Source organism: Rhodococcus koreensis, assembly GCF_900105905.1.
GTDB classification, from domain to species: domain Bacteria; phylum Actinomycetota; class Actinomycetes; order Mycobacteriales; family Mycobacteriaceae; genus Rhodococcus_F; species Rhodococcus_F koreensis.
The window spans coordinates 1,244,700-1,269,332 of sequence record NZ_FNSV01000005.1; the positions used below are offsets into that span (position 1 = coordinate 1,244,700).

Genomic DNA, 24,633 nt, shown 5'->3' on the forward strand with positions numbered 1-24,633 from the left:
AACCGAGACGAAGGGGTGTGAGTGTGAAGGATCTGGTCGACACCACGGAGATGTACCTCCGGACGATCTATGACTTGGAAGAAGAGGGCGTCGTCCCACTTCGAGCACGTATTGCCGAACGACTCGAGCAGAGCGGTCCGACGGTCAGCCAGACAGTCGCCCGGATGGAACGTGACGGCCTTCTCCTGGTCGCCGGTGACCGCCACCTGGAACTGACGGAGAAGGGCCGCGAGCTTGCGGTGTCCGTGATGCGGAAGCACCGCCTGGCCGAACGACTCCTCGTGGACGTCATCGGTCTCCGGTGGGAAGAGGTTCACGCGGAGGCGTGCCGGTGGGAGCACGTCATGAGCGAGGAAGTGGAGCGGCGCCTGGTGGAGGTGCTCAACAACCCCACCACCTCGCCGTACGGCAACCCGATTCCGGGACTGGCTCTGCTCGGGCTGGACCGCCCGGTCGACCCCCCGGAGACGCTCATCCGCCTCACGGACGTGCCGCCCGGCAAGCCGACTGCGGTCGTCGTCCGCCGTCTCGCCGAGCACGTCCAGTCGGATCCGGACGTCATCGGACAGTTGCGTGAGGCGGGCGTCGTTCCGGACGCGCGCGTCACCGTCGAGACCAAGCCCGGGTCGGTCACGATCACGGTGCCCGGCCACAGCGGGTTCGATCTGTCCGAGGAGATGGCGCACGCCGTCCAGGTGAAGCAGGTTCAGGGATAGTCGATGAAACTTCTGGTCACCGGCGGCGCCGGCTATGTCGGCAGCGTCTGCAGCACGGTCCTGCTCGAACGAGGACACGAGGTCGTCGTCATCGACGACCTGTCGACGGGTAATGCCGACGCGGTGCCGCTCGGTGCCGAGTTCATCGAGGGCGACGTCGCGGACGTGGCGGCGGAGGTGCTGGGCACGAGCGGCACTCCCCGGTTCGACGGGGTGCTGCACTTCGCCGCGCAGTCGCTCGTCGGCGAGTCGGTCCAGTACCCGGAAAAGTACTGGCGCGGCAACGTCGTCACCACGCTCGAACTCCTCGAGGCCATGCGGCACTCGGGGACGCAGAAACTCGTGTTCTCGTCGACGGCCGCGACGTACGGCGAACCGGAGCACTCGCCGATCACGGAGGCCGATCCGACGCGTCCCACCAACCCGTACGGGGCGACGAAGCTCGCGATCGACCATGCCATCACCTCGTACTCGGTGGCGCATTCGCTCGCGGCGACCAGCCTGCGGTATTTCAACGTCGCGGGAGCGTACAAGTCGGCCGGCGAGAACCGGGTCGTCGAAACGCATTTGATTCCTCTCGTGCTCCAGGTGGCGCTCGGCCAGCGGGAGAAGATCTCGATCTTCGGAACCGACTGGCCCACCCCGGACGGAACGGCGATCCGCGACTACATCCATGTGCTCGACCTCGCCGAGGCGCACGTGCTGGCCTTGGAGTCGTCGATCGAGGGCAGGCACCGCATCTACAATCTCGGTAGCGGCGCGGGTTTCAGTGTGCGCGAAGTCATCTCGGCGTGCGCGCGGGTCACCGGGCTCCCCATCGCGGTCGAGGACGCGCCGCGCCGGGCAGGCGATCCCGCAGTGCTCGTCGCGTCGAGTGATCGTGCGATCGCGGAACTCGGGTGGCGGCCGGAGCACACGGACCTCGACGAGATCGTCGCCGACGCCTGGACCTACCTGCAGGAGCTGGGCGACCGGTCGCACGCGGCACGTCGTTGACGCGGGCTCAGCCGGCGAGCGGCGGGGGCAGCACGACACCGACCGCGCTCGCGCGTTCGTAACCGACGTCGGCCAGTCCCCGCACCTCGGCCGGCCGCATTCCGCTGTGCAGTGCACCGTCCAGCAGGGTGGCCAGCCTGTGCCCCGGCTCCGAGTCCAGCGCGGCGGCCAATGCGATGCCGGCGAACGGCCCGTCCCCCCGCAGGTAGGCGCTGTAGCCGAGCAGCGCCGCCGGGTTCGCGCGTTCCGGGTCGGGAAGGTTGCGGGCCAGGAGAATCCACAGTTGCTCGGCATCGTCGGCGTACGGGCCCACGGCGAGTGCGAGCACGCTGTCCCGGACGGTGACGTTGTCCAGTGCGAGCGCGAGTTCCGCGTACTCCGGTGCGAGGAGCCTCTCACCGGACGACACCCGCGCCACGTGTGTCAGCACCAGTTCGAGCTCGAGTCGGTGGCAGCGATCCGGCATGGGCGACCGCTCGGCCAGTTGCCTTCGCAGAAGCGACGATGGGCGGCCACGTTCGATGAGGGCGGCAATCTGCATCCGTTCGAGCACCGGCCCCACCTCGATCGTGGCCTCCATCTCCTCGCGCGAGGCGCGGATGGGCTTGCCCTCGAGGACCCGCGCGAGCGCGACGCGGGACGACGCCGGATCGGACTGGACACCGTAATTGCCGCCGAAGAAGCTGAACCATGCACCGCCCGAAGCGATCTCCGCCGTGAGGAAGACGTCGAGAAGGTCGGTCGGCGTGAATTCGAGGAGCTCCTCGAATTCTTCGACGATCGCGGACAATTCGTCGAGGCAGAGCGCGGACGGGCCGGTGACACGGTCGTCGACGAGAACCAGGATCACCCCGCCGGCGCGGTCGCGCTCACAGACGGTGGCGAACTGGCCCAGCGCCGCGCACATCGTCGGGCTCGGCCCTCCGGCACCTCCGAGGACCAGGTCATGTCTCATGACGGCGCCGACCGACGAGTTGCGCTTCCCGGTCAGGCACACCGCCACGATCGACCGGGCCGGCCGGAATCCGAGCAGTGCGGGAATCGAGGCGAGGAGGTCGTCCGGAGCGGACAGCGTGACCGTGTGCTGCTGCGGGGGCGGTTCCCCGCCGGGATCGTCGGAGAAGCCGGAACCGTGGGGGAATGCGGGTGTCGTCATGCCCCAGACTCTGTCGGGTCGACGCCGCGGGGGCCGGCGGGCGAGCTGGGCAAACACAGAGGGCTGTGGATGGGCGACGGGTTGTGGACAACCCGGCCGCCGCGCCGGGCGGACGCGCCGTTCGTCCGAGAAGTCGTCGGAGCCCTGTGCTAGGGCCCGCTCAGCTGTTCTGCACCTTCTGCACGGCGGCGGTGAACACTTCGTCGAGCGCGACGGTGTCGGCCTTCGCATCGTCGAACGACATGAAGGTCGCGGACACCCGCACGTCGCCCACCTGCGCGATCAGCGTCACCATCGACTGGGTGACCTGTTCGCTCCCGGTGCCGGATTTGACTGTCCGCCGCAGCGCGAGGGTGTCGTCCGCCCGGACGGGAGGGGCCGGAGTGATCTCGGTGGTGACGGTGGACTCGGCCCCGTTGTCCGTCACGGTGACCTCACCGCACCTCTTCGTCTGTTCCGCCAGGTCGTCGAGGGGTGTATCGGTCCTGGCGAGCTCGACCGAGATCGTCGAGCGGCTCGCATTGTCGGTACCAACCGCCATGACCGTGCCGGTCGGTCCGTAGTCCTGTGCAGGCGGCGCACAGTCCGCGGGGTCGACCACCGCGCCCTGCGGAACCCCCGTCAGGTCGGGCGCCGCCATCGACACGGCCTGAGCGGGCAGGACGATCGCCTCGTAACGGGCGGGGAAGTCGGCCGGATCGACCAGCAGCTTCGACAGTCCCTTTCCGGACGGCGAACCCGCCGCGATGGTGGTGCTCGGCTGCGGTTCACCGGAGACGGTCGAGGCACACCCGGCGAGAATCGCCGCCGCGGCCAGCGCGACCACCGGGGCGACGGCCGTCCGTACCGCTGTGCGCCGAGATGTCACCGTCGTCCTCCCGTGTCGGATGTACCCTTTCCGCCACTCTGCCACGCCGGCACACCGACAGCGGGGAGGCTGCGGCTCAGGGGAGGCTGCGGCTCAGCTGCCGCGGGCGATCCATTCCTCCAGATGCGGGGCTTCGGTGCCGATGGTGGTGCCGTCGCCGTGCCCGGTGCGGACCGTCGTCGACGCCGGCAGCGCGAACAGGCGATCGCGAATGGATCCGATGATCGTCGGGAAGTCCGAGTAGGAGCGCCCGGTGGCTCCCGGACCGCCCGAGAACAGGGTGTCGCCGCTGAACAACTCCCCCGCCTCCGGCAGATACAGGCAGCAGGAACCGGGAGAATGCCCGGGCGTGTGGAGCACGCGGAGGTCGGTCCCGGCCACCGCGATCTCCTGCCCGTCCTCGATCGGCGTGTAGGCGACGGCGGGGTGCGTCTGCTGCCACAACACGTCGTCGGCCGCATGGAGGAAGAGCGGGGCGTCCAGTGCCGCGGACAGTTCGGGGGCCACGGTGACGTGGTCGTTGTGACCGTGGGTGCAGACGATCGCCCGGACGCGCCTGCCGCCGACGGCCGCGACGATCGGGGCGGCGGTATGAGCTGCGTCGATCACCACGACTTCGGCGTCGTCACCGACGATCCACACGTTGTTGTCGACGTCCCAGGTGCCACCGTCGAGGCTGAAGGTGCCGGAGGTGACCACTCGGTCGATGCGCACGCTCACGACTCGACCTTCGATCGCCGTATCGCTCGTACCCGTATCGCTCGTACCCGTGTCGACATCGCGCACCTCCAGGGTCGTCCGTCTCGGATCGTGCCGTTCCTCACATTGCCACAGACCGTGCGCGGGATCTCGCTGTGGGCGAACACCGGAGGCCGTCCGGCGGGAATTATCGGTCGCGCGTGGCGTGTTCCCCCAGAGCAGGGCCTCCGAGAGCAAAGTCCGACGTATCGATGCCGGAGACGATAGGGGACACTGGAGGCCAGGCACGAAGGAGAAGAGGTCTGTAATGGACGAACAGTCGAAGATGTACGAGCTGGAGTTCCCGGCACCGCAGCTGTCCTCCGCGGACGGGCAGGGACCCGTGCTGATCCATGGACTCGAGGGCTTCTCCGACGCAGGCCACGCCGTCAAACTCGCCACGACGCATCTCCGCGAGAGTCTCGAGAGCGAACTCGTCGCCTCCTTCGCGGTCGACGAGCTCGTGGACTACCGCTCCCGTCGGCCCACGATGACGTTCAAGGCCGATCACTTCTCGGACTACGACCAGCCCGAGCTGAACCTGTATGCGCTGAAGGACACGGCGGGTACCCCGTTCCTGCTGCTGGCCGGCATGGAGCCCGATCTGCGCTGGGAGCGGTTCACGACGGCGGTGCGCCTGCTGGCCGAGCAGCTCGGTGTGCGCCGGACCGTGGGCATCAACGCCATCCCGATGGCCATCCCGCACACCCGCCCGCTCGGTGTGACCGCACATTCCACCAACAAGGACCTGATCAAGGACCACCAGCGCTGGTCGGGTGAATTGCAGGTGCCGGGCAGCGCGTCCTCGCTGATCGAGTTGCGGATGGCGCAGCACGGGCACGAGTCGGTGGGATTCTCGGTTCACGTTCCCCACTACCTGGCTCAGACGGACTACCCGGGGGCGGCGGAAACCCTCCTCGAGAATGTGAGTGACGTCACCGACCTGGATCTGCCACTGGCCGCGCTCGGCGAGGCCGCCGCCCGCGTCCGCGAACAGGTCGACGAGCACATCGCAGGTAACGACGAGGTACAAACGGTCGTCCACGCCCTGGAACGTCAGTACGATGCCTACGTAACGGCTCAAGAACAGCAATCCACGCTCCTGGCCAGCGAGGAAGACCTGCCGAGTGGCGACGAACTCGGTGCGGAATTCGAGCGTTTCCTCGCCGAACAGGCGATGCAGGACGGCGAGAGCGGCAACTCCGAGGAGGAGGGGGGATCACCGGGCGGGGCCTGACCGGGTAGCGGTTTGTGCGGTCGCCCTCCCGGCACTGTGCGACCGCACGGTGCAGTTGTTCGGCCGGGACCGGTGCAATAGCGTCGAGACCAAGCCGATGATTGAGCTGTCAACATTCGGGAAGTGCACCTAGTTCAGGAGGCGACATGAGCGACAACCGCATTCGTAAGCTCAGGCCTGTTCCGAACGCCGAAACCCGCATGATGTTCCGCACCATCCACGGCTACCGTCGCGCGTTCCGCATGGCGGGCGAGGGTCCCGCGCTGCTGCTGATCCACGGCATCGGCGACAACTCGTCCACGTGGACCGAGATCATTCCGCATCTCGCCAAGAACTACACCGTCATCGCCCCCGACCTGCTGGGTCACGGACGCTCCGACAAGCCGCGGGCCGACTACTCGGTGGCGGCGTACGCCAACGGCATGCGCGACCTGCTGTCCACCCTGGGCATCGACAAGGTCACCGTCGTCGGTCACTCGCTGGGCGGCGGTGTCGCCATGCAGTTCTCCTACCAGTTCCCGCAGATGGTCGACCGCCTCGTCCTGGTGTCGGCAGGCGGCGTCACCAAGGACGTCCACCCGCTGCTGCGGCTCGCGTCCGTCCCGGTGGTCAACGAGGCGCTGAAGCTGCTGCGCATTCCCGGCGCGATGCCCACCGTGCGGCTGGTGGGGAACGTGCTGAGTCAGCTGAACGGCACGCGCCTGCGCCCCGGTGCGATGCTCCACGACACACCCGACCTGGTGCGGGTACTCGCGGAGCTGTACGACCCCACCGCGTACGAGGCGTACCTGCGCACCCTCCGCGCGGTCGTCGACTGGCGCGGGCAGGTCGTCACGATGCTCGACCGATGTTATCTGACCGAGAACCTCCCGGTGCAGCTCATCTGGGGTGATCAGGACGCCGTCATTCCGGTGAGCCACGCCCACCTCGCGCACGCGGCGATGCCCGGCTCCCACCTCGAGATCTTCCGCGGCGCAGGACATTTCCCGTTCCGCGACGACCCGATGCGGTTCCTGCGCACCATCGAGAAGTTCCTGTCCGGAACCCATCCCCTGCAGTTCGACGAGGCGAAGTGGCGGCAGATGCTCGTCACCGGCGTCGGTGAGAGCACCATCACCGGCAGCGCGTCCACCCGCATGGCGGTTCTCGACGCGATGGGATCGGACGAACGCAGCGCGACATAGGCCCGGCAGCGGCGCACGGCCGTCCGGCTAGCCTGTAGCAGTGCTTCTCTCCGACCTGCTCCCCGAGAACGCGGATTCCGATTCCGTTTTCGACGCCTTCACCTCCTGGACCGAAGAACGAGGACTGACGCTCTATCCCGCCCAGGAAGAATCCGTCATGGAGCTGGTGTCCGGGGCCAATGTGATCCTGGCGACGCCCACCGGATCCGGTAAGTCGATGGTGGCGGTCGGCGCCCACTTCTACGCCATGGCCACCGGCAAGCGCACGTTCTACACGGCCCCGATCAAAGCCCTTGTCAGCGAGAAGTTCTTCGCCCTGTGCGAGGTGTTCGGCGCCGAGAACGTCGGCATGATGACCGGCGACGCCGCCGTCAACTCGCGGGCACCGATCATCTGCGCGACCGCCGAGATCGTCGCGAACCTCGCGCTGCGCGAGGGCCCCGACTCCGACATCGGCCAGGTCGTGATGGACGAGTTCCACTTCTACTCCGAACCCGACCGCGGCTGGGCGTGGCAGGTCCCCCTCGTCGAACTCCCCCACGCCCAGTTCCTGCTCATGTCGGCCACCCTCGGGGAGGTCGACTTCTTCTCGTCCGACCTCACCCGCCGGACCGGGCGGCCCACCACCGTCGTGGCGGGCACCGAGCGTCCCGTTCCGCTGATGTTCTCGTACGCGACGACACCCGTGAGCGAGACGATCGAGGAACTGGTGACCACGAATCAGGCCCCGGTGTACGTCGTCCACTTCACCCAGGCCGCTGCCCTGGAACGCGCGCAGGCCCTGACGAGCGTCAACTTCTGTTCGCGCGAGGAGAAGGACGCCATCGCCGACGCCCTCGGCGGGTTCCGGTTCACCACCGGATTCGGCAAGACGCTCTCCCGTCTGGTCCGGCACGGCATCGGCGTCCACCACGCGGGCATGCTGCCGAAATACCGGCGCCTCATCGAGAAACTGGCGCAGGACGGTCTGCTGAAGGTCATCTGCGGCACCGACACGCTCGGTGTGGGGATCAACGTCCCCATCCGCACCGTGCTGCTGACCGGGCTGACCAAGTTCGACGGCACCCGCACGCGGCACCTGCGGGCCCGTGAGTTCCACCAGATCGCGGGACGTGCGGGACGCGCCGGCTACGACACCCTGGGCACCGTGGTGGTGCAGGCCCCCGAACACGAGGTCGAGAATCTGCGGGCGCTGGCCAAGGCGGGCGACGACCCGAAGAAACGCCGCAAGGTGCAGCGCAAGAAGGCGCCGGACGGATTCGTGTCGTGGGGCGAGGCCACGTTCGATCGCCTCGTCGCCGCATCGCCGGAACCGCTCGTGTCGAGGTTCTCCGTGTCGAACTCCATGCTGCTCAACGTCATCGCACGGCCGGGTAACTGCTTCGAGTCCATGCGGCACCTCCTCGAAGACAACCACGAGCCGCGGCCGGCGCAGCGCAAGCACATCCTCAAGGCGCTGTCGCTGTACCGGGGGCTGATCGACGCCGGTGTGGTGCAGCGACTCGACGAGCCCGACGCCGACGGCCGGATGGCCCGACTCACGATGGAACTCCAGCGGGATTTCGCACTCAACCAACCGCTGTCGCCGTTCGCGCTGGCGGCCCTCGAACTCCTCGACGTCGAATCCGATTCCTATGCACTGGATGTGGTGTCGGTGATCGAGTCGACCCTCGACGACCCCCGGCAGGTGCTCATGGCGCAGCAGCACTTCGCCCGCGGCGAGGCGGTCTCGCAGATGAAGGCCGACGGGATCGAATACGAGGAACGCATGGAGTTGCTCGAGGAGGTCACCTGGCCCAAGCCTCTCGCGGACCTGTTGTTCCCGGCGTTCGAGATGTACCGGGGTGGGCATCCGTGGATCACGGAGTTCGCGCTGTCGCCCAAGTCGGTCGTGCGGGACATGGTCGAGCGGGCCATGACGTTCGCCGAAATGGTCAGCCACTACGGTCTGGCCCGTTCGGAAGGCCTCGTGCTGCGGTATCTCGCGGACGCGTATCGCGCACTGCGCCAGACCGTTCCGACCGAGGCCCGGACGGAGGAACTCGACGACCTCATCGAGTGGCTGGGTGAGCTGATCCGTCAGGTCGATTCGAGCCTGCTCGACGAGTGGGAATCACTCACCGACCCCGGCGCCGAGGGCGACGACCAGCAGGTCGCGTTCGGCGCCGACGTGCCGCGCCCGATCTCCGCGAACACGCGGGCATTCCGGGTGATGGTGCGCAATGCCATGTTCCGGCGCATCGACCTCGCCTCGCGGCGGCGGTGGGCCGAGTTGGAGGGGCTGGACGACGGCATCGACGCCGAGGAGTGGGAGGACCAGCTCCAGCCGTACTTCGACGAATACGACTCGCTCGGCACCGGACCCTCGGCGCGCGGCCCCCAGCTGTTCCAGGTGGAGACCGCGCCCGAGCTGTGGCGGGTCCGGCAGGTCCTCGAGGACCCGCAGGGTGATCACGGGTGGGCGCTGACGGCGGTCGTGGACCTCCCCGAGTCCGACGCGGCCGGTGAAGTGATCTTCGACGAGCTCAGCATCGTCGAGGGATAGCGGTCACGAACGCGGCCGGCGGGGCTGATCACGCCGTGCCGCGTTCTTCTCCTTGATGCGGACGGTCTCCTTGCGGACCTCGGCCTGGGTGGCGCGCTCCTGCTGCAGCCATTCGGGGCGATCCGCCATGAGGGCGTCGATCTGCTCGGTGGTGAGCGCCTCGGTGATGCCGCCGCGCGCGAGGCCCGCGATGGACACCCCCAGCTTCGCCGCGACCACCGGACGCGGGTGCGGGCCGTTGCGGCGCAGCTCGAGCAGCCACTCCGGCGGATCGCTCTGCAGTGCGCCGAGCTCGTCGCGGGAGACGACACCCTCCTGGAACTCCGCGGGGGTGGCCTCGAGGTACACACCCAGCTTCTTCGCCGCGGTGGCGGGCTTCATAGTCTGAGGGCTCTTGTGCGACGTCATGGTGTCAAGAGTAACGAGCGTGTGCGGTGCCGTTGACCACGCCCGGTAGCCTGACGGAGTGACAGACGCGGATGCATCCCCTCCCTTCCGGCTCGCGTATGTCCCGGGCGTGACCCCCACCAAGTGGGTACGGATCTGGGCCGAACGGCTGCCCGACGTCCCCCTCACCCTCGTCCCCGTGTCCGCCTCGGACGCACCCGATCAGTTGCGTGGCCGGAGTGCGGACGTGGGCCTGGTGCGGCTGCCGATCGACCGGACCGGTCTCAGCGCCATCCCGCTGTACACCGAGATCCCGGTGGTCGTGGCACCGAAGGACCACGTCGTGGCGGCGGTGGACGAGGTGTCGATCGCGGATCTGGCCGACGAGCTCATCCAGCACCCCCTCGACGACGTCCTCGTGTGGGACCGGCTGCCGGGACTGCCTGCCGCGGACCGTCCGGCCACGACGGCCGACGCGATCGAACTGGTCGCCGCGGGGGTCGGGCTGCTGGTCGTCCCGCAGTCGCTCGCCCGGCTCCACCACCGCAAGGACCTCGTCTACCGGACGGTGTCGGACGGCCCGGAGTCGCGGATCGCGTTGTCGTGGCCCGAGGACGAGACCACCGAACTGGTGGAGGAGTTCATCGGCATCGTCCGGGGTCGCACCGTCAACAGCTCCCGGGGTCGCACCCCGGCGGCGGCCGAGCCGAGGAAGAAGCGTCCCGCCGCGGCGGCCGCACGACAGAAACCGGCCACGGGGACGCGGACGCCGCGCTCCGGCACCGGAGCCAAGGGCGGCAAGCCCAAAGGTGGCAAGAAGGGCAAACCGCGTCGGCGGTCCTGACACTCCCCGGCCGTCAGGCGGGGGTGCCCACCGGCGCCGTCTTCGTGAACAGGCGCGCGAGTTGCCCGTAGTCGTCCGCGCGGGCACTGGACGACCGGAACACGAGGCCGATCGTGCGACCGGGCGCGGGAGCGGCGAAGCGGGCCGTCGCGAGCGGACCCCGTCCGGTCTCCACCTGGACGGCGGATTCCGGCACCAGGGTCACGCCGAGTCCGCCGGCGACGCACTGCACCACCGTCGACAGCGACGTGGCGCGGGTGTCGCCCGCCACCGGATGCGCATCCACCGAACGGCACAGATCGAGGGTCTGGTCGCGCAGGCAGTGCCCCTCGTCGAGCAGCAGGAGAGGAAGCTCGTCCAGCATCGGCGGCGAGATGTCGGTGCGACCGGCCAGCGGGTGCCCCTTCGGGACGACCATCACGAAATCTTCTGTGTACAAGGGGATGTCGACGAGACCGCTGACACCGCTCGGCAGGGCCAGCACTGCGACGTCGAGTGAACCCACACGCAGCGCCTCGAGAAGTCGCGCCGTCTGGTCCTCGATGACCTGCGGCTCCAGTGCGGGCATCTCCTCGCGCAGCGCCGGCAGCAGCGCCGGCAGCACGTAGGGGGCGACGGTGGGAATGAGCCCGATCCGCAGGGGCCCTGCCAACCGGTCGCCGACACCCGCGGCCGTCGCGACGAAACCGTCCGCGGCCTCGAGGATCACCTTGGCCTGACCGAGGAGCCGCTCCCCCGCCGCGGTGACGAGGACGCGCCGGGTGCTGCGCTCGATGAGCTGCACACCGAGCCCGTTCTCCAGGGCGGCCAGCGACTGCGACAGTGTGGGTTGGCTCACACTCAATCGTGCTGCCGCCGTGCCGAAATGGCGGTACTCCGCGACTGCCACGAACGCACGCAGCTGCGACAGTGTGGGTTGATAACTCTGATCGGCCATGCCTATCAGCCTAATGCTTTCCATCGCCTCGGCCTTTTGGACGGGTTCCTGCACAATGCAGGAACCCCCGGAGCGATAGGGTGCGTCAATGCCCATCCACGTAGACGTCGTCCGGGTGTTCACCGACGACAAAGGACGCCACGGCAATCCGCTCGGCATCGTCGACTCCTCGGCCGTCCCGCCCGAGGACCGGCAGTCCGTCGCTCGCACACTCGGATACAGCGAGACGATCTTCGTCGACATCCCCGGGCCCGACGACGAGCACGCGCGCGCCCAGATCTTCACCCCCACCACCGAACTGCCCTTCGCCGGACATCCCACCGTCGGACTGTCCTGGTGGTTGCACGAGCGCGGTGCCGCGGTCACCACACTCGACGTCCCTGCGGGCCCCGTCACCACCCGGCGTTCCGGCGCGATCACCTGGGTGCGGGCCCGGCCCGAGTGGGCGCCGGAGTTCTCGCTGTACCCCATGGACAGCGTCCGCGAGGTCCAGGCCGCCGACCCGAAGAAGTTCGGGGCCGGGCACCACTACCTGTGGGCGTGGACCGACAAGGTCGAGCATTCGATCCGGTCGCGAATGTTCGCCCCCGACATGGGCATCACCGAGGACGAGGCCACCGGAGCCGCCGCCGTCCGGATCACCGCGCACCTGCGGCACGCCCTCCTGATCACCCAGGGCAAAGGGTCCGAACTGCGCACAACGTACGACCCCGCCGGCTGGATCGAGGTCGGCGGACGGGTACACCCCGAGAAGTCACGCACCCTCTGACGTCGGCCGCCTTCCCCGCCCCGCGGCGAGGTCGGCCTCGCTCAGGCTGACCTCGATCTCCCGGCCCAGCGTCACACCGGGAGCGAGCGGAAGCCGGTCGCCGCTCCAGAACTTGCCGGGGTCGTACCAGTTGGTGCGCCTGCGACCGCTGATCAGACCCATCTCCTCGTACGTCTGCGCGACCACCTCGGCGCAATAGGCGCTTTCGAGGCTCGCCGACTGCTCCCGGCGACGGCGCGACCCGGGCAGGCGCCCGCCGAACCACCGCGACGCGAGTTTCGCGGTGGACGGGAACGGCGTTCCGTCGAGCCGCGCGATCGCCCGCATCAACGCGTCCTCCTGCTGCGGCGTCGCGGGTTCGGCGAGCTGACGCAGCCATCCCCGCTGCCCGTACCGCGCACCCCACACCTGGACCGCGGCGCGCAGGTCGTGGAGTTGCACACCACGCTGGAAGCGGCCCGTCCACATGTCCTGCAACGAATGCCCGAGCTCGGCGTGCCACATCAGCGGCGGAAGGTCCTCGAGCACCACCGACATGCCGACGTGGTTGACCGGACTGTTCGTCAGCGTCTGGATGGCCCTGTCGGCCGGGGACTCTCCGCGGAAGATCCAGATGTCGCCGGTGCGGGTGACCTCGACCGCGGTGTCGAGGTCGATGGTGGAACGGTGTCGTCGTGCGTCCGTGTGCCGTGGCGCGTCCATGGGCCCTAGCCTAGAAGGATGCGACTGCATGGCAGGCAATGGTGGAAACTTCTCGGACTCGCCGGTGTGGTGGGTGTCGCCGCGACCGGGGTCGTCGCGGTCCGCGCGGATCGGCACCGCAAGGCGTACACGCCCGACGAGGTGCGGGCCCGTCTGCACGAGCGCTACACCCGCGCGTACGCCGCGCACGACGGGCAGCAGGAGATCGCGCTGGCGTCGCCGACGTGGCGGGACCGGGTCACCGGCGCCCTGCACCGCATCCGCAGGCGGGGCGCCGGCCAAGATCAGCCCAGCGCCCGGCGGAACCCGTCCGCGAGCTGAGCGACCTGATCGTCCGTCATCACGAACGACGGCGAGATCTGCATGGCGCCCTGACCGGCGGCGCGGCCCGAGATGCCGAACTCACGCAACGTGTTCACGAACGGGAGTGCCTCCGCAGGATCGGCCAACTGCACGGCCGCGACCGCACCGAGACCGCTGCGCACTTCTTCGACCCGCGGGTGGTCGGCGAGGGGCGCGAGGTGCTCGTGCAACGAGGACTCGAGCCGCTTCGACTCCGCCAGCAGGTTTTCGCGCTCGATGATGTCGAGGTTGGCGAGTGCGGCCGCGGCGGCACCCGCGTGCCCACCGTAGGTGTAGCCGTGCCGCCACCACACCCCGCCGGCGAAGAACGGCTCGGCCACCCGCGGGGCGATGAACACCGCACCCATCGGGACGTACCCGGACGTGAGACCCTTCGCCGTCGTCATCATGTCGGGCTGCAGATCGAATCGCGTCGACGCGAACCACTCGCCGCCGATTCGGCCGAATCCCGTCACCACTTCGTCGACCACGAACAGGATGTCGTGCTCGCGGCAGATGTCGCGGACCTCCGCGAGGTACCCCTCCGGCGGCAGGTACACGCCGCCCGCGCCGATGACGGGTTCGCAGAAGAACGCGGCGATCGTGTCGGCACCCACCTTCTCGATCAGCTCGAGCAGGCTCTTGGCGTCGTTCCAGGCGACTGTCGCGGCGTCGGCCATCAGCTCGCCGTAGCCCTCGCGGTTGACGGGAATACCCGCCAGCGCAGTGCCCGCGACGTGCATCCCGTGGTAGGCCTTCTGACGGCCGACCACGATCGTCTTGGCCGGCTTGCCCATTTCGTGCCAGTAGCGGCGGGCGAGTTTGGCCGCCGTGTCCACCGAATCCGAGCCACCCGAGGTGAGGAAGATCTTGCTGCCCGGCACCGGCGCGATGGTGGCGAGCCGATCGGCCAGGGTCGCGGTGGTCTCGGGAACGAAGTCACCGAAGTTCGAGAAGTGCGCCATCGTCCGCAACTGCTCCGCGACGGCGTCCGCGATCTCCGCACGCCCGTGCCCGACGTTGGTGAACCACAGACCCGCAGTCGCATCGAGGTAGCGGTTGCCACGGTTGTCCCAGATGTACGCGCCCTCGCCGCGAGACACCACGAAGGCGCCCTTCTGTTCCACCGCGCCCATATCCGCGAATCCGTGCCACAGTGCCGACGCCATGCTCATCCCTTCGTGAAACCCCACCCCAGGCGACTATGCCACGGCGCCCCGGCTCGGATCCGGCCGCGTCACTTCTGCACGAGTGCGGTGGGGTGCGCTTCCGTGTCGACACCCGGTATCCCACGACCGCGGATGGACGCGCCGGCCGTCTCGGCCACGAAGTACAGCGCGACGAGACCGATCCCGCACGCGGCCATCATGTAGAACGCCGGCATCAGCGAGTTGCCCGTCCATTCGATGAGCAGTTCGTTGACCGCCGGGGCAGTGCCACCGAACAACGACGTCGACACGTTGTACGCGATGGCGAAACCCGCAAACCGCACGTGTGTCGGGAACATCGCCGGGAAGGTCGCCGAGATCGTGGACAGCTGCAGCACGTACAGCAACCCGAGAACCGCGAACGCCAGGATCGCCCATCCGAAACCCTGACGCATCAGCAGATACATCGGGACGGCGAACACGATCAATCCCACGAGTGAGCCGTACCATAACGGTTTTCGGCCCACCCGGTCCGACAACCCGCCCGCGAACGGAATGACGGCCATCATCACGAGTTGCCCCACGATGAACAACGTCAGCGATGCGGTGGACGACAGGCCGATCTGCGTTTCCAGATAGGTCGGCATGTAGCTCAGCAGGGTGTAGTTGGTGACGTTCAACGCGATGACGAGTCCGCCGAGCAGCAGCAACGGCTTCCAGTACTCGGTGATCAGGTCCTTGAACTCGTGGGTCGTCCCCGACTCCACCGCGCCTTCCGCGTCCAGTTCCCGGAAGACGGGTGTCTCCTCGAGCTTGGTCCGCAGGTAGAGGCCGATCAGGCCCATCGGCCCGGCGATCAGGAACGGGATACGCCAGCCCCAGGTGGACATGAACGGATCGCTGGAGAACAACTCCACCGCCAGAACCACGATCGCGCCGAGCGCGTACCCGCCGAGGGTGCCGAACTCGAGGAAACTTCCGCAGAAGCCGCGCTTGCGGTCCGGCGAGTACTCGGCCATGAACGTTGCCGCGCCGCCGTATTCGCCGCCGGTCGAGAAGCCCTGGATCATGCGCAGCAGCACCAGCAGCAGCGGCGCCCAGAAACCGATGACGTCGTAGCTCGGCACGAGGCCGACGCAGAACGTCGCACCCGCCATCAGGATGATCGTCAGAGCGAGGACCTGGCGACGGCCGAGCCGGTCACCCAGCGGACCCCACACGAGACCGCCGAGCGGTCGCACGACGAACGACACCGCGAACACGAGCAGCGCGTAGAGGGTGGCCGAACCGGTGTCGCCGGGGAAGAACGCGGCCGAGATGTACGACACCGTGAACGCGTACACACCGTAGTCGAACCATTCGGTGGCGTTTCCCATCGCCGACGCCGCGATCGCGCGTCGGAGAACACCTGGTGGGAGCGTTTCCTGCTCGGCTGACGCATCCGCAGATGCCATAGATCCCGCCTCCTGAGGCCGGTGTTCGCGTGCCCTCATTGTGTCCCGAGTGACACGTGTTGTCGTCGCTTTGCTGTTTACACGGACACCGAGTACCCGCCCGGGACGGTGTTCAGTCGCCGATGCGCGGGTAACCGCAACCCATGACCAGCCGAATCATCGCCATTACCGTCGACTGCCGGGACTCGGAATCACTGGCACGATTCTGGTGCGAGGCCCTGGGCTACCCGTCGACCCGCCGGTGGATGGACGCATACGGCCGCGAGTACGTCGAAGCGAGCGCACCGGGGTCGACGTCACTGCTCTTCCAGCCCGTCGACGACCGGAAGTCCGGGAAGAACCGCCTGCACCTCGACATCGCACCGTCGTCCGGATCCCGCGACGACGAGGTGCGGCGGCTGCTCTCCCTCGGCGCCCACCGCCTGAGCGACGACCCGAACGTTCCCTGGGTGGTCCTCGCCGACCCGGAGGGCAACGAATTCTGCGTGTTACCGGAACGTGGGGCCGACGACGGGACGACCGCGTAGCCCCCGCCACCAGGCGGCAGGCCCGCCGTGGGCGAGCCAGTGCCGCACGTGGTCCACGTAGTCCGTGGCCACCCGCACCCACTCGCTCCAGGCACTCGGTGTGGGCAGGGTTTCGACGGAACGGATCAGGAGACGATCGATCGCGTCCGTGACCAGCTGCGCCCGCTCCAGCTGCACCATGTGTCCCGCACCGGGCACCTTCACCAGTTCCGCGTCCGGCAGATGCCCGGCGATGGCCTTCGAATACCGGAACGGGGTCAGCAGGTCGCGGTCGCCGCACACGACGAGCGTCTCGATCGGTGCCAGCAACGGCACCGCCGCCGTCTCGTCGTGGTTCTTGAACGACGGCAGGAAGTCGACGAGCGTCTTGAGCGAGGTGTCGTTGATCATCTGCTCGGAGTGCCACATGATCGCCGGGCTGATGCTGCGGTCACCGAACGACGCCGACCTCAGGATCGGCGCCAGCACCCGCTTGCTCGCGCCGCGACCGCTCTGGACCACCCGGGGCAGGTGACGGGCCGCGGTGCTGAAACCGGCGACGACGGGCGTGTTGAGGGTGCGCGCGAGCCCCACGTCACCCAGCTTCTCCGCCGCGGTGGCGATCAGCCCCACCCCGACGATGCGAGATCCGATCAGATCGGGATTCCGGCCGACGTACGAGAGGACGGCCATGCCGCCCATCGAGTGGCCGACCAGCACGATCGGCCCCTCCGGCACCAGCGCCCGGATCACGGCGTCGACGTCCTGCGCGAGATGCGGGATCGTGCACGTGTCCCGCCGCGGCACCCCGGAGTTGCCGTGGCCGCGCAGATCGAAGAACACCATGCGGATCGTCGAGCCCCACGTCTCCTCGAGCTGAACCCGCTGGAAGTGCCAGCCGGTCATCCGGTTGCAGAACCCATGGACGAACACCACGGTCAGCGGGGCGAACGCTGGACCCACCTCGCGCACCGCGAGGGGGACCCCGTCGTCGGCGGCGACGACACTGCCGCGGTCGCGGGTGAGCAGGTCGAAGGTCTCCCCTGCGAACTCGTCGAACATAGTCTCCCAGCCGTTGCCGAAGTCACGGATGATCGCGTGGACGCCTGTCGTGTGGAGGATAGCGCGGCCCGCGAATCGGCTGCGCGAGGCTTCGCCGCTACCGGTCCTCGCCGTACCGGCGGCGCGCACCGAGACGGCCCACCGCGTTCACGGCGAGCGCCATCAACGCCATGGCCAGCAGCAACACGACCGCGGTGACGGCCAGCTGGACGTACCCCTGGTTCCGGGGGTCCAGGAACGGATACGGGTACCAGTCGACGATCGGGCCGCGGATCAGGGAGTACGCGCCGTACACGGCCGGGAAGATCAGCCAGCCGAGGCTCTGGGCGTCGGAGATCCGCACCCGGGACGGGGCGAGCACCCAGTCGAGCAGCAGGACGAGCGGCAGCAGCCGGTGCAGGGCCGTGTTGATCCAGCCGTCCTGCAGCATGACGTCGATGTTCGCCAGCAGCACCGCATACACGATTCCGGTGATGACCATGTACAGCGTCGTCGCACCGCGGAACAGCTGCCAGCGCCGCGACTGCGGATCCCGGATCGCGCCGATCAGCAGGACGACGACAGCGAGGATGTTGCTCTCGATGGTGAAATAGCTGAGGTAGTCGGCCGTCGAGAAGTCGTCGCTGCCGACGTTGCGGAGCGGAATCCACAGCAACGCGACCAGCCCGTAGGCGGCGAACCCCGCCCGCAGAACCCGAACGATCCCCTGACCTCGCAGCTCCGTGACGACGGCGGCGTCCATCCGCCGATATTCGCACACGGGCGGGCGCGGCACAGGGCGATCCACCGGGTTGGCTAGGCTGGGGTCCAGCATGTCCACCACAGCACCCAGCCGGCAGGAACTGAAGAACAGCCTCGGCGAACTCACTCTGCGCGACGAACACCGGCTCCGCCGGCGACTCGACCGTGCCCGCACGCCCGACGCCCTCGCCTCCCTGTCCGACGAGATCGACGCCGCGCGCGGCCGCGTCACCCGAAGACTCGACAGCGTCCCCGCCATCGAGTACCCCGACGCACTGCCGGTGAGCCGGCGCCGCGACGACATCGCGAAGGCGATCGCCGAGAATCAGGTCGTCATCGTGGCCGGTGAGACGGGATCCGGCAAGACGACGCAGATCCCGAAGATCTGCCTCGAACTCGGCCGCGGCGTCCGCGGTCTCATCGGACACACCCAGCCCCGCCGTCTGGCGGCGCGGACGGTCGCCGAGCGCATCGCCGAGGAACTCCACAGCGAACTCGGTGAGACCGTCGGCTACACCGTGCGATTCACCGACCAGGTGTCGGACGGCACGCTGGTGAAGCTGATGACCGACGGAATCCTGCTCGCCGAGATCCAGCGCGACCGGATGCTTCGCCGGTACGACACCCTCATCATCGACGAGGCGCACGAACGCAGCCTCAACATCGACTTCATCCTCGGATACCTGCGCCAGCTCCTCCCCCGCAGGCCCGATCTGAAAGTGATCATCACCTCGGCGACGATCGACCCGGAACGCTTCGCGGAACACTTCGCCGCCGACGGCGTGCCCGCGCCGATCGTCGAGGTGTCCGGGCGCACGTTCCCCGTCGAGATGCGGTACCGCCCGCTCACGGTGGAAGTCGGCGAGCAGACATTCGACCGCGACCCCGTCGACGCGGTGTGCGAGGCCGTCGAAGAGCTCTCCGGCGAGGGCGACGGCGACATCCTCGTCTTCCTCTCCGGCGAACGGGAGATCCGCGACACCGCCGACGCCCTCCGCGACCGCAGACTGCGCGGCACCGAGATCGTGCCTCTGTACGCGCGACTGTCGGCAGCGGAGCAGCACAAGGTGTTCACCCCCCACACCGGGCGGCGGGTCGTGCTGTCGACGAACGTCGCCGAAACGTCGCTCACCGTGCCCGGTATCCGGTACGTCGTCGACCCGGGCACCGCCCGCATCTCCCGCTACTCGGTGCGCACCAAGGTGCAACGCCTGCCGATCGAACCTATCTCGCAGGCCTCCGCCCGCCAGCGTTCCGGTCGTTGCGGCCGTGTCGCCGAAGGCATCTGCATCCGCCTCTACTCCGAGGAGGACTTCGAGTCGAGGCCCGCGTTCACCGAGCCGGAGATCCTGCGCACCAACCTCGCGTCCGTCATCCTGCAGATGACGGCGCTCGGACTCGGCGACGTCGCCGCGTTCCCGTTCGTGCAGCCGCCGGACCCGCGGGCCGTCCGCGACGGCATCGGCCTGCTCGAGGAACTCGGCGCGATCGAACGGAAAGCCCAGAACGAGCAGCCCGTCCTCACCCCGGTCGGACGGGAACTCGCGCAGATCCCCGTCGATCCGCGCATGGCCCGGATGCTCGTCGAGGCGCACCGCAACGGCTGCCTGTCCGAGGTGCTCGTCATCGTCGCAGCACTCTCCATCCAGGACGTGCGCGAACGTCCCGCCGAGTTCCAGCAGGCGGCCGACGAGAAGCACGCCCGGTTCGCCGTGGAGAATTCCGACTTCCTCGCCTTCCTCGAACTGTGGAAGTACCTGCGCGAGCAGCGGAACGAGTTGTCGTCCAACCAGTTCCGCAAGATGTGCCGAAACGAGTTCCTGCACTGGCTGCGCATCCGCGAATGGCAGGACCTGCACGGTCAACTCCGCCAGATCACCCGGGGACTCGGCTGGGAGACCACCGGCACCCCGGCAGGCGAGGCGGCCATCCACCAGTCGCTCCTCGCCGGTCTGCTGTCACACATCGGGCTGCGCGAGGGTGACAAACGGGACTTCCTCGGGGCACGCGGAAGCCGATTCGCGGTCTTCCCCGGCTCGAGCCTGTTCAAGAAGCCACCGCGATGGGTGATGGCCGCCGAACTGGTCGAGACGTCCCGGCTGTGGGCGCGGATGTCGGCCAGGATCGAACCCGAATGGGCCGAGAAGCTGGCGCCGCACCTCGTGAAACGCACCTACTCCGAACCGCACTGGTCGTCGAAACGCGGCGCCGCCATGGCCTACGAACGCGTGACGCTGTACGGGATCCCCCTCGTCGCCGGCCGTGCGGTCACCTACAGCACCATCGACCCCGAGACGTCCCGGGACCTGTTCATCCGCCATGCCCTGGTGCAGGGCGAATGGCAGACCCAGCACAAGTTCTTCCACGCCAACCGCGCACTCCTGGAAGACGTCGAGGAACTCGAGCACCGCGCCCGCAGGCGCGACATCCTCGTCGACGACGACACGCTCTACGACTTCTACGACCAGCGCGTCGGCCCGGAGGCGGTCTCCGCCCGGCATTTCGACTCCTGGTGGAAAGTCGCCCGCCGCAAGAATCCGGACCTGCTCACGTTCACCCAGTCGACGGTCGTCAACGCCGATTCGGCCGCGGTACTCGGCGGCGAATACCCCGACGCCTGGCGTCAGGGCGACATGCAGGTCCCGCTCACCTACCAGTTCGAACCCGGCAACGAAGACGACGGCGTCACCGCCCGCATCCCGATCGCCCTGCTCGCGGGACTGCGCGCCGTCGGCTTCGACTGGCTGGTCCCCGGCATGCGTGTCGAACTGGTCACCGCACTGATCAAGACTCTCCCGAAGACCCTTCGCCGACAGGTGGTTCCGGCACCCGACTTCGCTGCCGCCGCACTGGCCGCGGTGAAACCGCGCTCCGAACCGCTCACCACGGCGATGGCACGAGAACTGTCGCGGCTCGGTGCCTGCCGCATCGACCCCAAGGATTTCGACGTCACCGCCCTCCCCGACCACCTGCGCATGACGTTCGTCGCCGTGGACGAGAAAGGTGCCGTCCTCGGGCGGAACAAGGACCTCGTGTCGCTGCGCAAGTCGCTCGCACCCCGTGTCCAGGTGGAAGTGGCGAAGGCGGCGTCGAACTCGGAGCGGCCCCCCGCACTCACGTGGACCCCCGCGACCCTCGGTTCCCTCGAGGCCACCGTCACGCGCGAACTCGGCGGTCAGAAGGTCACCGGCTACCCCGCGCTGGTCCCGGAGGGTGACGGTGTCGCCGTCCGCGTCCTCAGCACCGCCGCCGCCCAGCGAGCCGCGATGCGCGACGGAACGCGACGACTGCTGCTGGCCGCCGTTCCCACCCAGGCGAAGACGGTGACATCCGGTCTGGGCAACGCGCAGCGGCTGGCGCTCGGGCAGAACCCCGACGGCAGCCTCGACGCCCTGATCGACGACTGCCGCACCGCCGCCGCGAATCAGTTGATCGCCGCACACGGCACCCCGGTGCGCACGCCGCAGGAATTCGACGCCCTCGTCGCGAAGGCACGCGCGGAGATGGCCCGGAACGTGGCGGTACTCGTGCGACTCGTGTCGCCGGTGCTCGAAGCGGACCACCGGCTCGCCGTCGTGCTGGAACGCGCCACCGGCGAGGCCGCCGACGACGTGCGGGAACAACGGCAGTCGCTGCTGTTTCCCGGATTCGTCGCCGACATCGGCGCCACCCGTCTCCGCGAACTGCCCCGTTACCTCGCTGCCGCGGTCGCACGACTGGAAGCCCTGCCCGGGAGCGCACCGCGCGACCAGAAGGGGATGGATGCCCTCGACCGGGTGTACGCCGGATACGAACGGATGCTCGCCGGCCTGCCGGAAGAACGGCAGCACTCACCCGAGGTCGACGCGATTCACTGGATGATCGAGGAACTGCGCGTCAGCCTGTTCGCTCAAACACTCGGAACCCCGGTCCCGGTCTCCGAGAAGCGGGTACTGAGCGCCATGCAGAAGGTGCGCTGACGCGCAGGGCAATGCAAGAAATGCGCGGACGCGCAGGCTCAGGCGTCGTCGCGGGATTCGCGGTGTTCGCGTAGCTCTTTGATTTCGCGCGCGAAGTCCTCTGCTGAGCTGAACGACCGGTACACGGACGCGAACCGCAGGTACGCAACCTCGTCGAGGTCACGAAGGGGACCGAGGATGGCGAGGCCCACCTCGTTGCTCGGGATCTCCGCGGAACCCGATGCGCGGACCGCGTCCTCGACCTGCTGGGCAAGGAGATTCAGTGCGTCGTTGTCGACCTGCCGGCCCTGGCAGGCACGGCGGACACCCCGCACCACCTTCTCCCTGCTGAACGGTTCGGTGACCCCACTGCGCTTGACCACCGACAGGACGGCGGTCTCGACGGTGGTGAACCGTCGACCACACTCCGGGCACGAACGGCGGCGGCGGATGGCCTGTCCCTCGTCGGCTTCGCGCGAATCGACCACACGTGAATCGGGGTGCCGGCAGAACGGGCAGTGCATGGCGATTCCTTCGTCGTAGCCGTCGTGGCCGCAACTGTTCGCCTCCCCCGATGGCGAACCGACGAAAACGGATTCACGCAGCGGATGCACGATCTCGACGCGACCACACGCGGTGGTGGGACTGACAGCCTCCGAGACTACTCGGCCGCCCGGCGGGACAGTCATGCAGAGCCACCCCCGTCACCGGGTCGCGGAGGACGGGACGATCAGACTCTGGCCCGGATGCAACGCCGAATTGGACATGGCATTGAGCTCCATGATCCGCTCGACCACCTGTGCTGCCGGCATTTCCGGCGCGATCCGCGCAGCGACCGCGGCCAGGCTCTCGCCCTGCTGCACCTGCACGACCTCCGTGGCCGCCGAATTGCTCACACTGCCGCCGGTGGCCAGCTGCGCCACCCCGGCGAGCCCGCACAACACACCGGCGGTGATCACGACACCAGCGAGCACCGTCCGCCAGCCGACGTCGTTCGCCCCGCGTTCGTGGTCGGCGCGGGAGACGCCGATGTGGGTGGGCCGGTACGCGACGGCGCCGGACGACGGACGTCGCAACTCCCCGTCGGTGCGCCGGCGACGCGGTTCGGTGCGGTACGACCGTGCGGCGCCGGAACGGACGACACCCCGCTCGAGTGCCTGCCGGTTCAGCACTGCCTGCCGATGGAGAACTGCGTTGCTCATCGGTACCTCCGCTGCTCGTATCCGTGTCGGACTATTGATGCCGGGCTCTTGATGCCGGACTCTTGATGTCGAGAACTGCTGTCGAAAACTGAGGTCGAGAACCGTTGCCGTACCCGCTGCCGAACCGGTGGGTACCGGATCCGGACCGGTGTTCGATCACGCGTTCGAAAGAACACATGTTCGATTTCTACCACGACCCTCCGACAAAGTCTCTACTTCTCGCGACACATGTCGAACAGATGTTTGAAACTCTGGGGAAAGCGGGATAGATTCGTGTCACGCGGCACAGCAGTCACATGCGACCCATACCGAGAAGATCGACACACAGACGGAGGCACCTCGCCATGAAGGACGACAGCTCGACCGACGGTTCGACTCCACGTGTGAGCGGTGGCTCCGCCGCCGGGTTGACCGACCGGCAGCGCCGCGTCCTCGAGGTGATCCGCACGTCCGTCAACGAGCGCGGTTACCCGCCGAGCATCCGCGAGATCGGCGACGCCGTGGGGCTCACCTCCACGTCGTCCGTCGCCCATCAGCTGCGGACGCTGGAGCGGAAGGGTTTCCTCCGCCGGGATCCGAACCGTCCGCGCGCCGTCGACGTGCGCGGTCTCGACGAGGTCGCGGCGGGCGTCGCCGCGAACGCCGGGACCACTGTCGAGTTGGCAGCGGTCAAGTCCGGTACCGACGGCACACCCCTGCCGGAGCCCACGTTCGTCCCGGTCCTCGGCCGGATCGCCGCCGGTGGCCCGATTCTCGCCGAGGAAGCCGTCGAAGACGTCTTCCCGCTCCCCCGTGAACTCGTGGGCCAGGGTTCGCTGTTCCTGCTCAAGGTCGTCGGCGAATCGATGATCGACGCCGCGATCTGCGACGGCGACTGGGTGGTGGTCCGGCAGCAGAACGTGGCGGACAACGGGGACATCGTGGCAGCGATGATCGACGGCGAAGCCACCGTCAAGACGTTCAAGCGCACCGACAACGAGGTGTGGCTGATGCCGCACAACCCGCTGTTCGATCCGATCCCCGGCAACGATGCGGCCATTCTGGGCAAGGTCGTCACCGTCATGCGCAAGATCTAGTCACTGCCGGCGGCAGACACGAGTGGGGCCCCACGGCGATCGCCGTGGAGCCCCACTCGCATCCACCCCGGTACGGCCGGAGGCC

At 68.3% G+C, this 24,633-nt stretch carries 23 protein-coding genes; 11 read left to right on the forward strand and 12 right to left on the reverse strand.

What is annotated here, in order from left to right:
* The first annotated feature begins 23 nt into the window (after window positions 1–23).
* Both BLV94_RS10455 and galE read left to right on the forward strand, forming a co-directional pair.
* The gene (locus BLV94_RS10455; RefSeq protein WP_015890477.1) at window positions 24–716 is read left to right on the forward strand and encodes an iron-dependent transcriptional repressor DtxR; all 693 of its coding nucleotides are present in this window, start codon (window positions 24–26) and stop codon (window positions 714–716) included.
* Between the two features lie 3 nt (window positions 717–719).
* Window positions 720–1,712: a UDP-glucose 4-epimerase GalE gene (gene galE / locus BLV94_RS10460; protein WP_072942361.1), complete on the forward strand. Its 993-nt coding sequence runs from the start codon at window positions 720–722 to the stop codon at window positions 1,710–1,712.
* A gap of 7 nt (window positions 1,713–1,719) precedes the next feature.
* On the opposite strand, the gene BLV94_RS10465 is transcribed toward galE, so the two are convergent.
* The 3 genes from BLV94_RS10465 to BLV94_RS10475 form a co-directional block, all read right to left on the reverse strand.
* Window positions 1,720–2,868, reverse strand: a complete 1,149-nt coding sequence (locus tag BLV94_RS10465; protein ID WP_072942362.1) for a DUF4192 domain-containing protein — start codon at window positions 2,866–2,868, stop codon at window positions 1,720–1,722.
* A gap of 160 nt (window positions 2,869–3,028) precedes the next feature.
* Window positions 3,029–3,694 (reverse strand): DUF5642 family protein, encoded by a 666-nt coding sequence (locus tag BLV94_RS10470; protein ID WP_072942363.1) that lies wholly within the window; start codon window positions 3,692–3,694, stop codon window positions 3,029–3,031.
* A gap of 135 nt (window positions 3,695–3,829) precedes the next feature.
* The gene (locus BLV94_RS10475) at window positions 3,830–4,456 is read right to left on the reverse strand and encodes an MBL fold metallo-hydrolase (protein ID WP_072942364.1); all 627 of its coding nucleotides are present in this window, start codon (window positions 4,454–4,456) and stop codon (window positions 3,830–3,832) included.
* A gap of 286 nt (window positions 4,457–4,742) precedes the next feature.
* Here BLV94_RS10475 and BLV94_RS10480 point away from each other — a divergent pair, with 286 nt between their 5' ends.
* The 3 genes from BLV94_RS10480 to BLV94_RS10490 all read left to right on the forward strand — a co-directional run bounded on the left by BLV94_RS10480 (window position 4,743) and on the right by BLV94_RS10490 (window position 9,440).
* Window positions 4,743–5,711 (forward strand): proteasome assembly chaperone family protein, encoded by a 969-nt coding sequence (locus BLV94_RS10480; RefSeq protein ID WP_072942365.1) that lies wholly within the window; start codon window positions 4,743–4,745, stop codon window positions 5,709–5,711.
* A gap of 146 nt (window positions 5,712–5,857) precedes the next feature.
* Window positions 5,858–6,895, forward strand: coding sequence for an alpha/beta fold hydrolase (locus BLV94_RS10485; protein ID WP_015890471.1), 1,038 nt, complete (start codon window positions 5,858–5,860; stop codon window positions 6,893–6,895).
* A gap of 40 nt (window positions 6,896–6,935) precedes the next feature.
* Window positions 6,936–9,440, forward strand: coding sequence for a DEAD/DEAH box helicase (locus BLV94_RS10490; RefSeq protein WP_072942366.1), 2,505 nt, complete (start codon window positions 6,936–6,938; stop codon window positions 9,438–9,440).
* A gap of 3 nt (window positions 9,441–9,443) precedes the next feature.
* Here the strand turns inward: BLV94_RS10490 and BLV94_RS10495 are convergent, their stop codons facing one another.
* Window positions 9,444–9,848, reverse strand: coding sequence for a DUF5997 family protein (locus BLV94_RS10495; protein ID WP_072942367.1), 405 nt, complete (start codon window positions 9,846–9,848; stop codon window positions 9,444–9,446).
* A 58-nt stretch (window positions 9,849–9,906) separates the two neighbouring features.
* Here BLV94_RS10495 and BLV94_RS10500 point away from each other — a divergent pair, with 58 nt between their 5' ends.
* Complete coding sequence (locus BLV94_RS10500; protein WP_072942368.1) at window positions 9,907–10,671, forward strand: LysR family substrate-binding domain-containing protein; 765 nt, start codon at window positions 9,907–9,909, stop codon at window positions 10,669–10,671.
* Window positions 10,672–10,684: 13 nt separating this feature from the next.
* On the opposite strand, the gene BLV94_RS10505 is transcribed toward BLV94_RS10500, so the two are convergent.
* Entirely contained in the window at window positions 10,685–11,608 is a 924-nt protein-coding gene (locus tag BLV94_RS10505) for a hydrogen peroxide-inducible genes activator (protein WP_072942370.1), read from the reverse strand.
* Between the two features lie 88 nt (window positions 11,609–11,696).
* Between BLV94_RS10505 and BLV94_RS10510 the strand changes: the two genes are divergently transcribed.
* Window positions 11,697–12,377, forward strand: coding sequence for a PhzF family phenazine biosynthesis protein (locus BLV94_RS10510; protein ID WP_072942372.1), 681 nt, complete (start codon window positions 11,697–11,699; stop codon window positions 12,375–12,377).
* Here BLV94_RS10510 and BLV94_RS10515 read toward each other — a convergent pair.
* Window positions 12,363–13,079 (reverse strand): C40 family peptidase, encoded by a 717-nt coding sequence (locus BLV94_RS10515; protein ID WP_072942374.1) that lies wholly within the window; start codon window positions 13,077–13,079, stop codon window positions 12,363–12,365. The two genes, BLV94_RS10510 and BLV94_RS10515, sit on opposite strands and share 15 nt — an antisense overlap.
* An 18-nt stretch (window positions 13,080–13,097) precedes the next feature.
* Between BLV94_RS10515 and BLV94_RS10520 the strand changes: the two genes are divergently transcribed.
* Entirely contained in the window at window positions 13,098–13,400 is a 303-nt protein-coding gene (locus tag BLV94_RS10520) for a hypothetical protein (RefSeq protein WP_072942376.1), read from the forward strand.
* On the opposite strand, the gene BLV94_RS10525 is transcribed toward BLV94_RS10520, so the two are convergent.
* Window positions 13,364–14,596, reverse strand: a complete 1,233-nt coding sequence (locus BLV94_RS10525) for an aminotransferase family protein (RefSeq protein WP_072942378.1) — start codon at window positions 14,594–14,596, stop codon at window positions 13,364–13,366. The two genes, BLV94_RS10520 and BLV94_RS10525, sit on opposite strands and share 37 nt — an antisense overlap.
* A gap of 62 nt (window positions 14,597–14,658) precedes the next feature.
* Entirely contained in the window at window positions 14,659–16,023 is a 1,365-nt protein-coding gene (locus BLV94_RS10530) for an MFS transporter (protein ID WP_072942379.1), read from the reverse strand.
* Between the two features lie 143 nt (window positions 16,024–16,166).
* On the opposite strand from BLV94_RS10530, the gene BLV94_RS10535 reads away from it, so the two are divergent.
* Window positions 16,167–16,550, forward strand: a complete 384-nt coding sequence (locus BLV94_RS10535; protein ID WP_072942381.1) for a VOC family protein — start codon at window positions 16,167–16,169, stop codon at window positions 16,548–16,550.
* Here BLV94_RS10535 and BLV94_RS10540 read toward each other — a convergent pair.
* Entirely contained in the window at window positions 16,512–17,591 is a 1,080-nt protein-coding gene (locus BLV94_RS10540) for an alpha/beta fold hydrolase (protein WP_072942461.1), read from the reverse strand. The two genes, BLV94_RS10535 and BLV94_RS10540, sit on opposite strands and share 39 nt — an antisense overlap.
* Before the next feature lie 97 nt (window positions 17,592–17,688).
* Window positions 17,689–18,333 carry a Pr6Pr family membrane protein gene (locus BLV94_RS10545; RefSeq protein ID WP_072942382.1) on the reverse strand — a complete coding sequence of 215 codons (645 nt, stop codon included), beginning with the start codon at window positions 18,331–18,333 and terminating at the stop codon, window positions 17,689–17,691.
* 70 nt (window positions 18,334–18,403) lie between these two features.
* On the opposite strand from BLV94_RS10545, the gene hrpA reads away from it, so the two are divergent.
* Window positions 18,404–22,291, forward strand: coding sequence for an ATP-dependent RNA helicase HrpA (gene hrpA / locus BLV94_RS10550; RefSeq protein ID WP_072942384.1), 3,888 nt, complete (start codon window positions 18,404–18,406; stop codon window positions 22,289–22,291).
* A gap of 38 nt (window positions 22,292–22,329) precedes the next feature.
* On the opposite strand, the gene nrdR is transcribed toward hrpA, so the two are convergent.
* Both nrdR and BLV94_RS10560 read right to left on the reverse strand, forming a co-directional pair.
* The gene (nrdR, locus tag BLV94_RS10555) at window positions 22,330–22,794 is read right to left on the reverse strand and encodes a transcriptional regulator NrdR (RefSeq protein WP_015890458.1); all 465 of its coding nucleotides are present in this window, start codon (window positions 22,792–22,794) and stop codon (window positions 22,330–22,332) included.
* Between the two features lie 180 nt (window positions 22,795–22,974).
* Window positions 22,975–23,472, reverse strand: coding sequence for a LysM peptidoglycan-binding domain-containing protein (locus BLV94_RS10560; RefSeq protein ID WP_072942386.1), 498 nt, complete (start codon window positions 23,470–23,472; stop codon window positions 22,975–22,977).
* A 344-nt stretch (window positions 23,473–23,816) separates the two neighbouring features.
* On the opposite strand from BLV94_RS10560, the gene lexA reads away from it, so the two are divergent.
* Window positions 23,817–24,548: a transcriptional repressor LexA gene (gene lexA / locus BLV94_RS10565; protein WP_072942388.1), complete on the forward strand. Its 732-nt coding sequence runs from the start codon at window positions 23,817–23,819 to the stop codon at window positions 24,546–24,548.
* The last annotated feature ends 85 nt before the right edge of the window (window positions 24,549–24,633 follow it).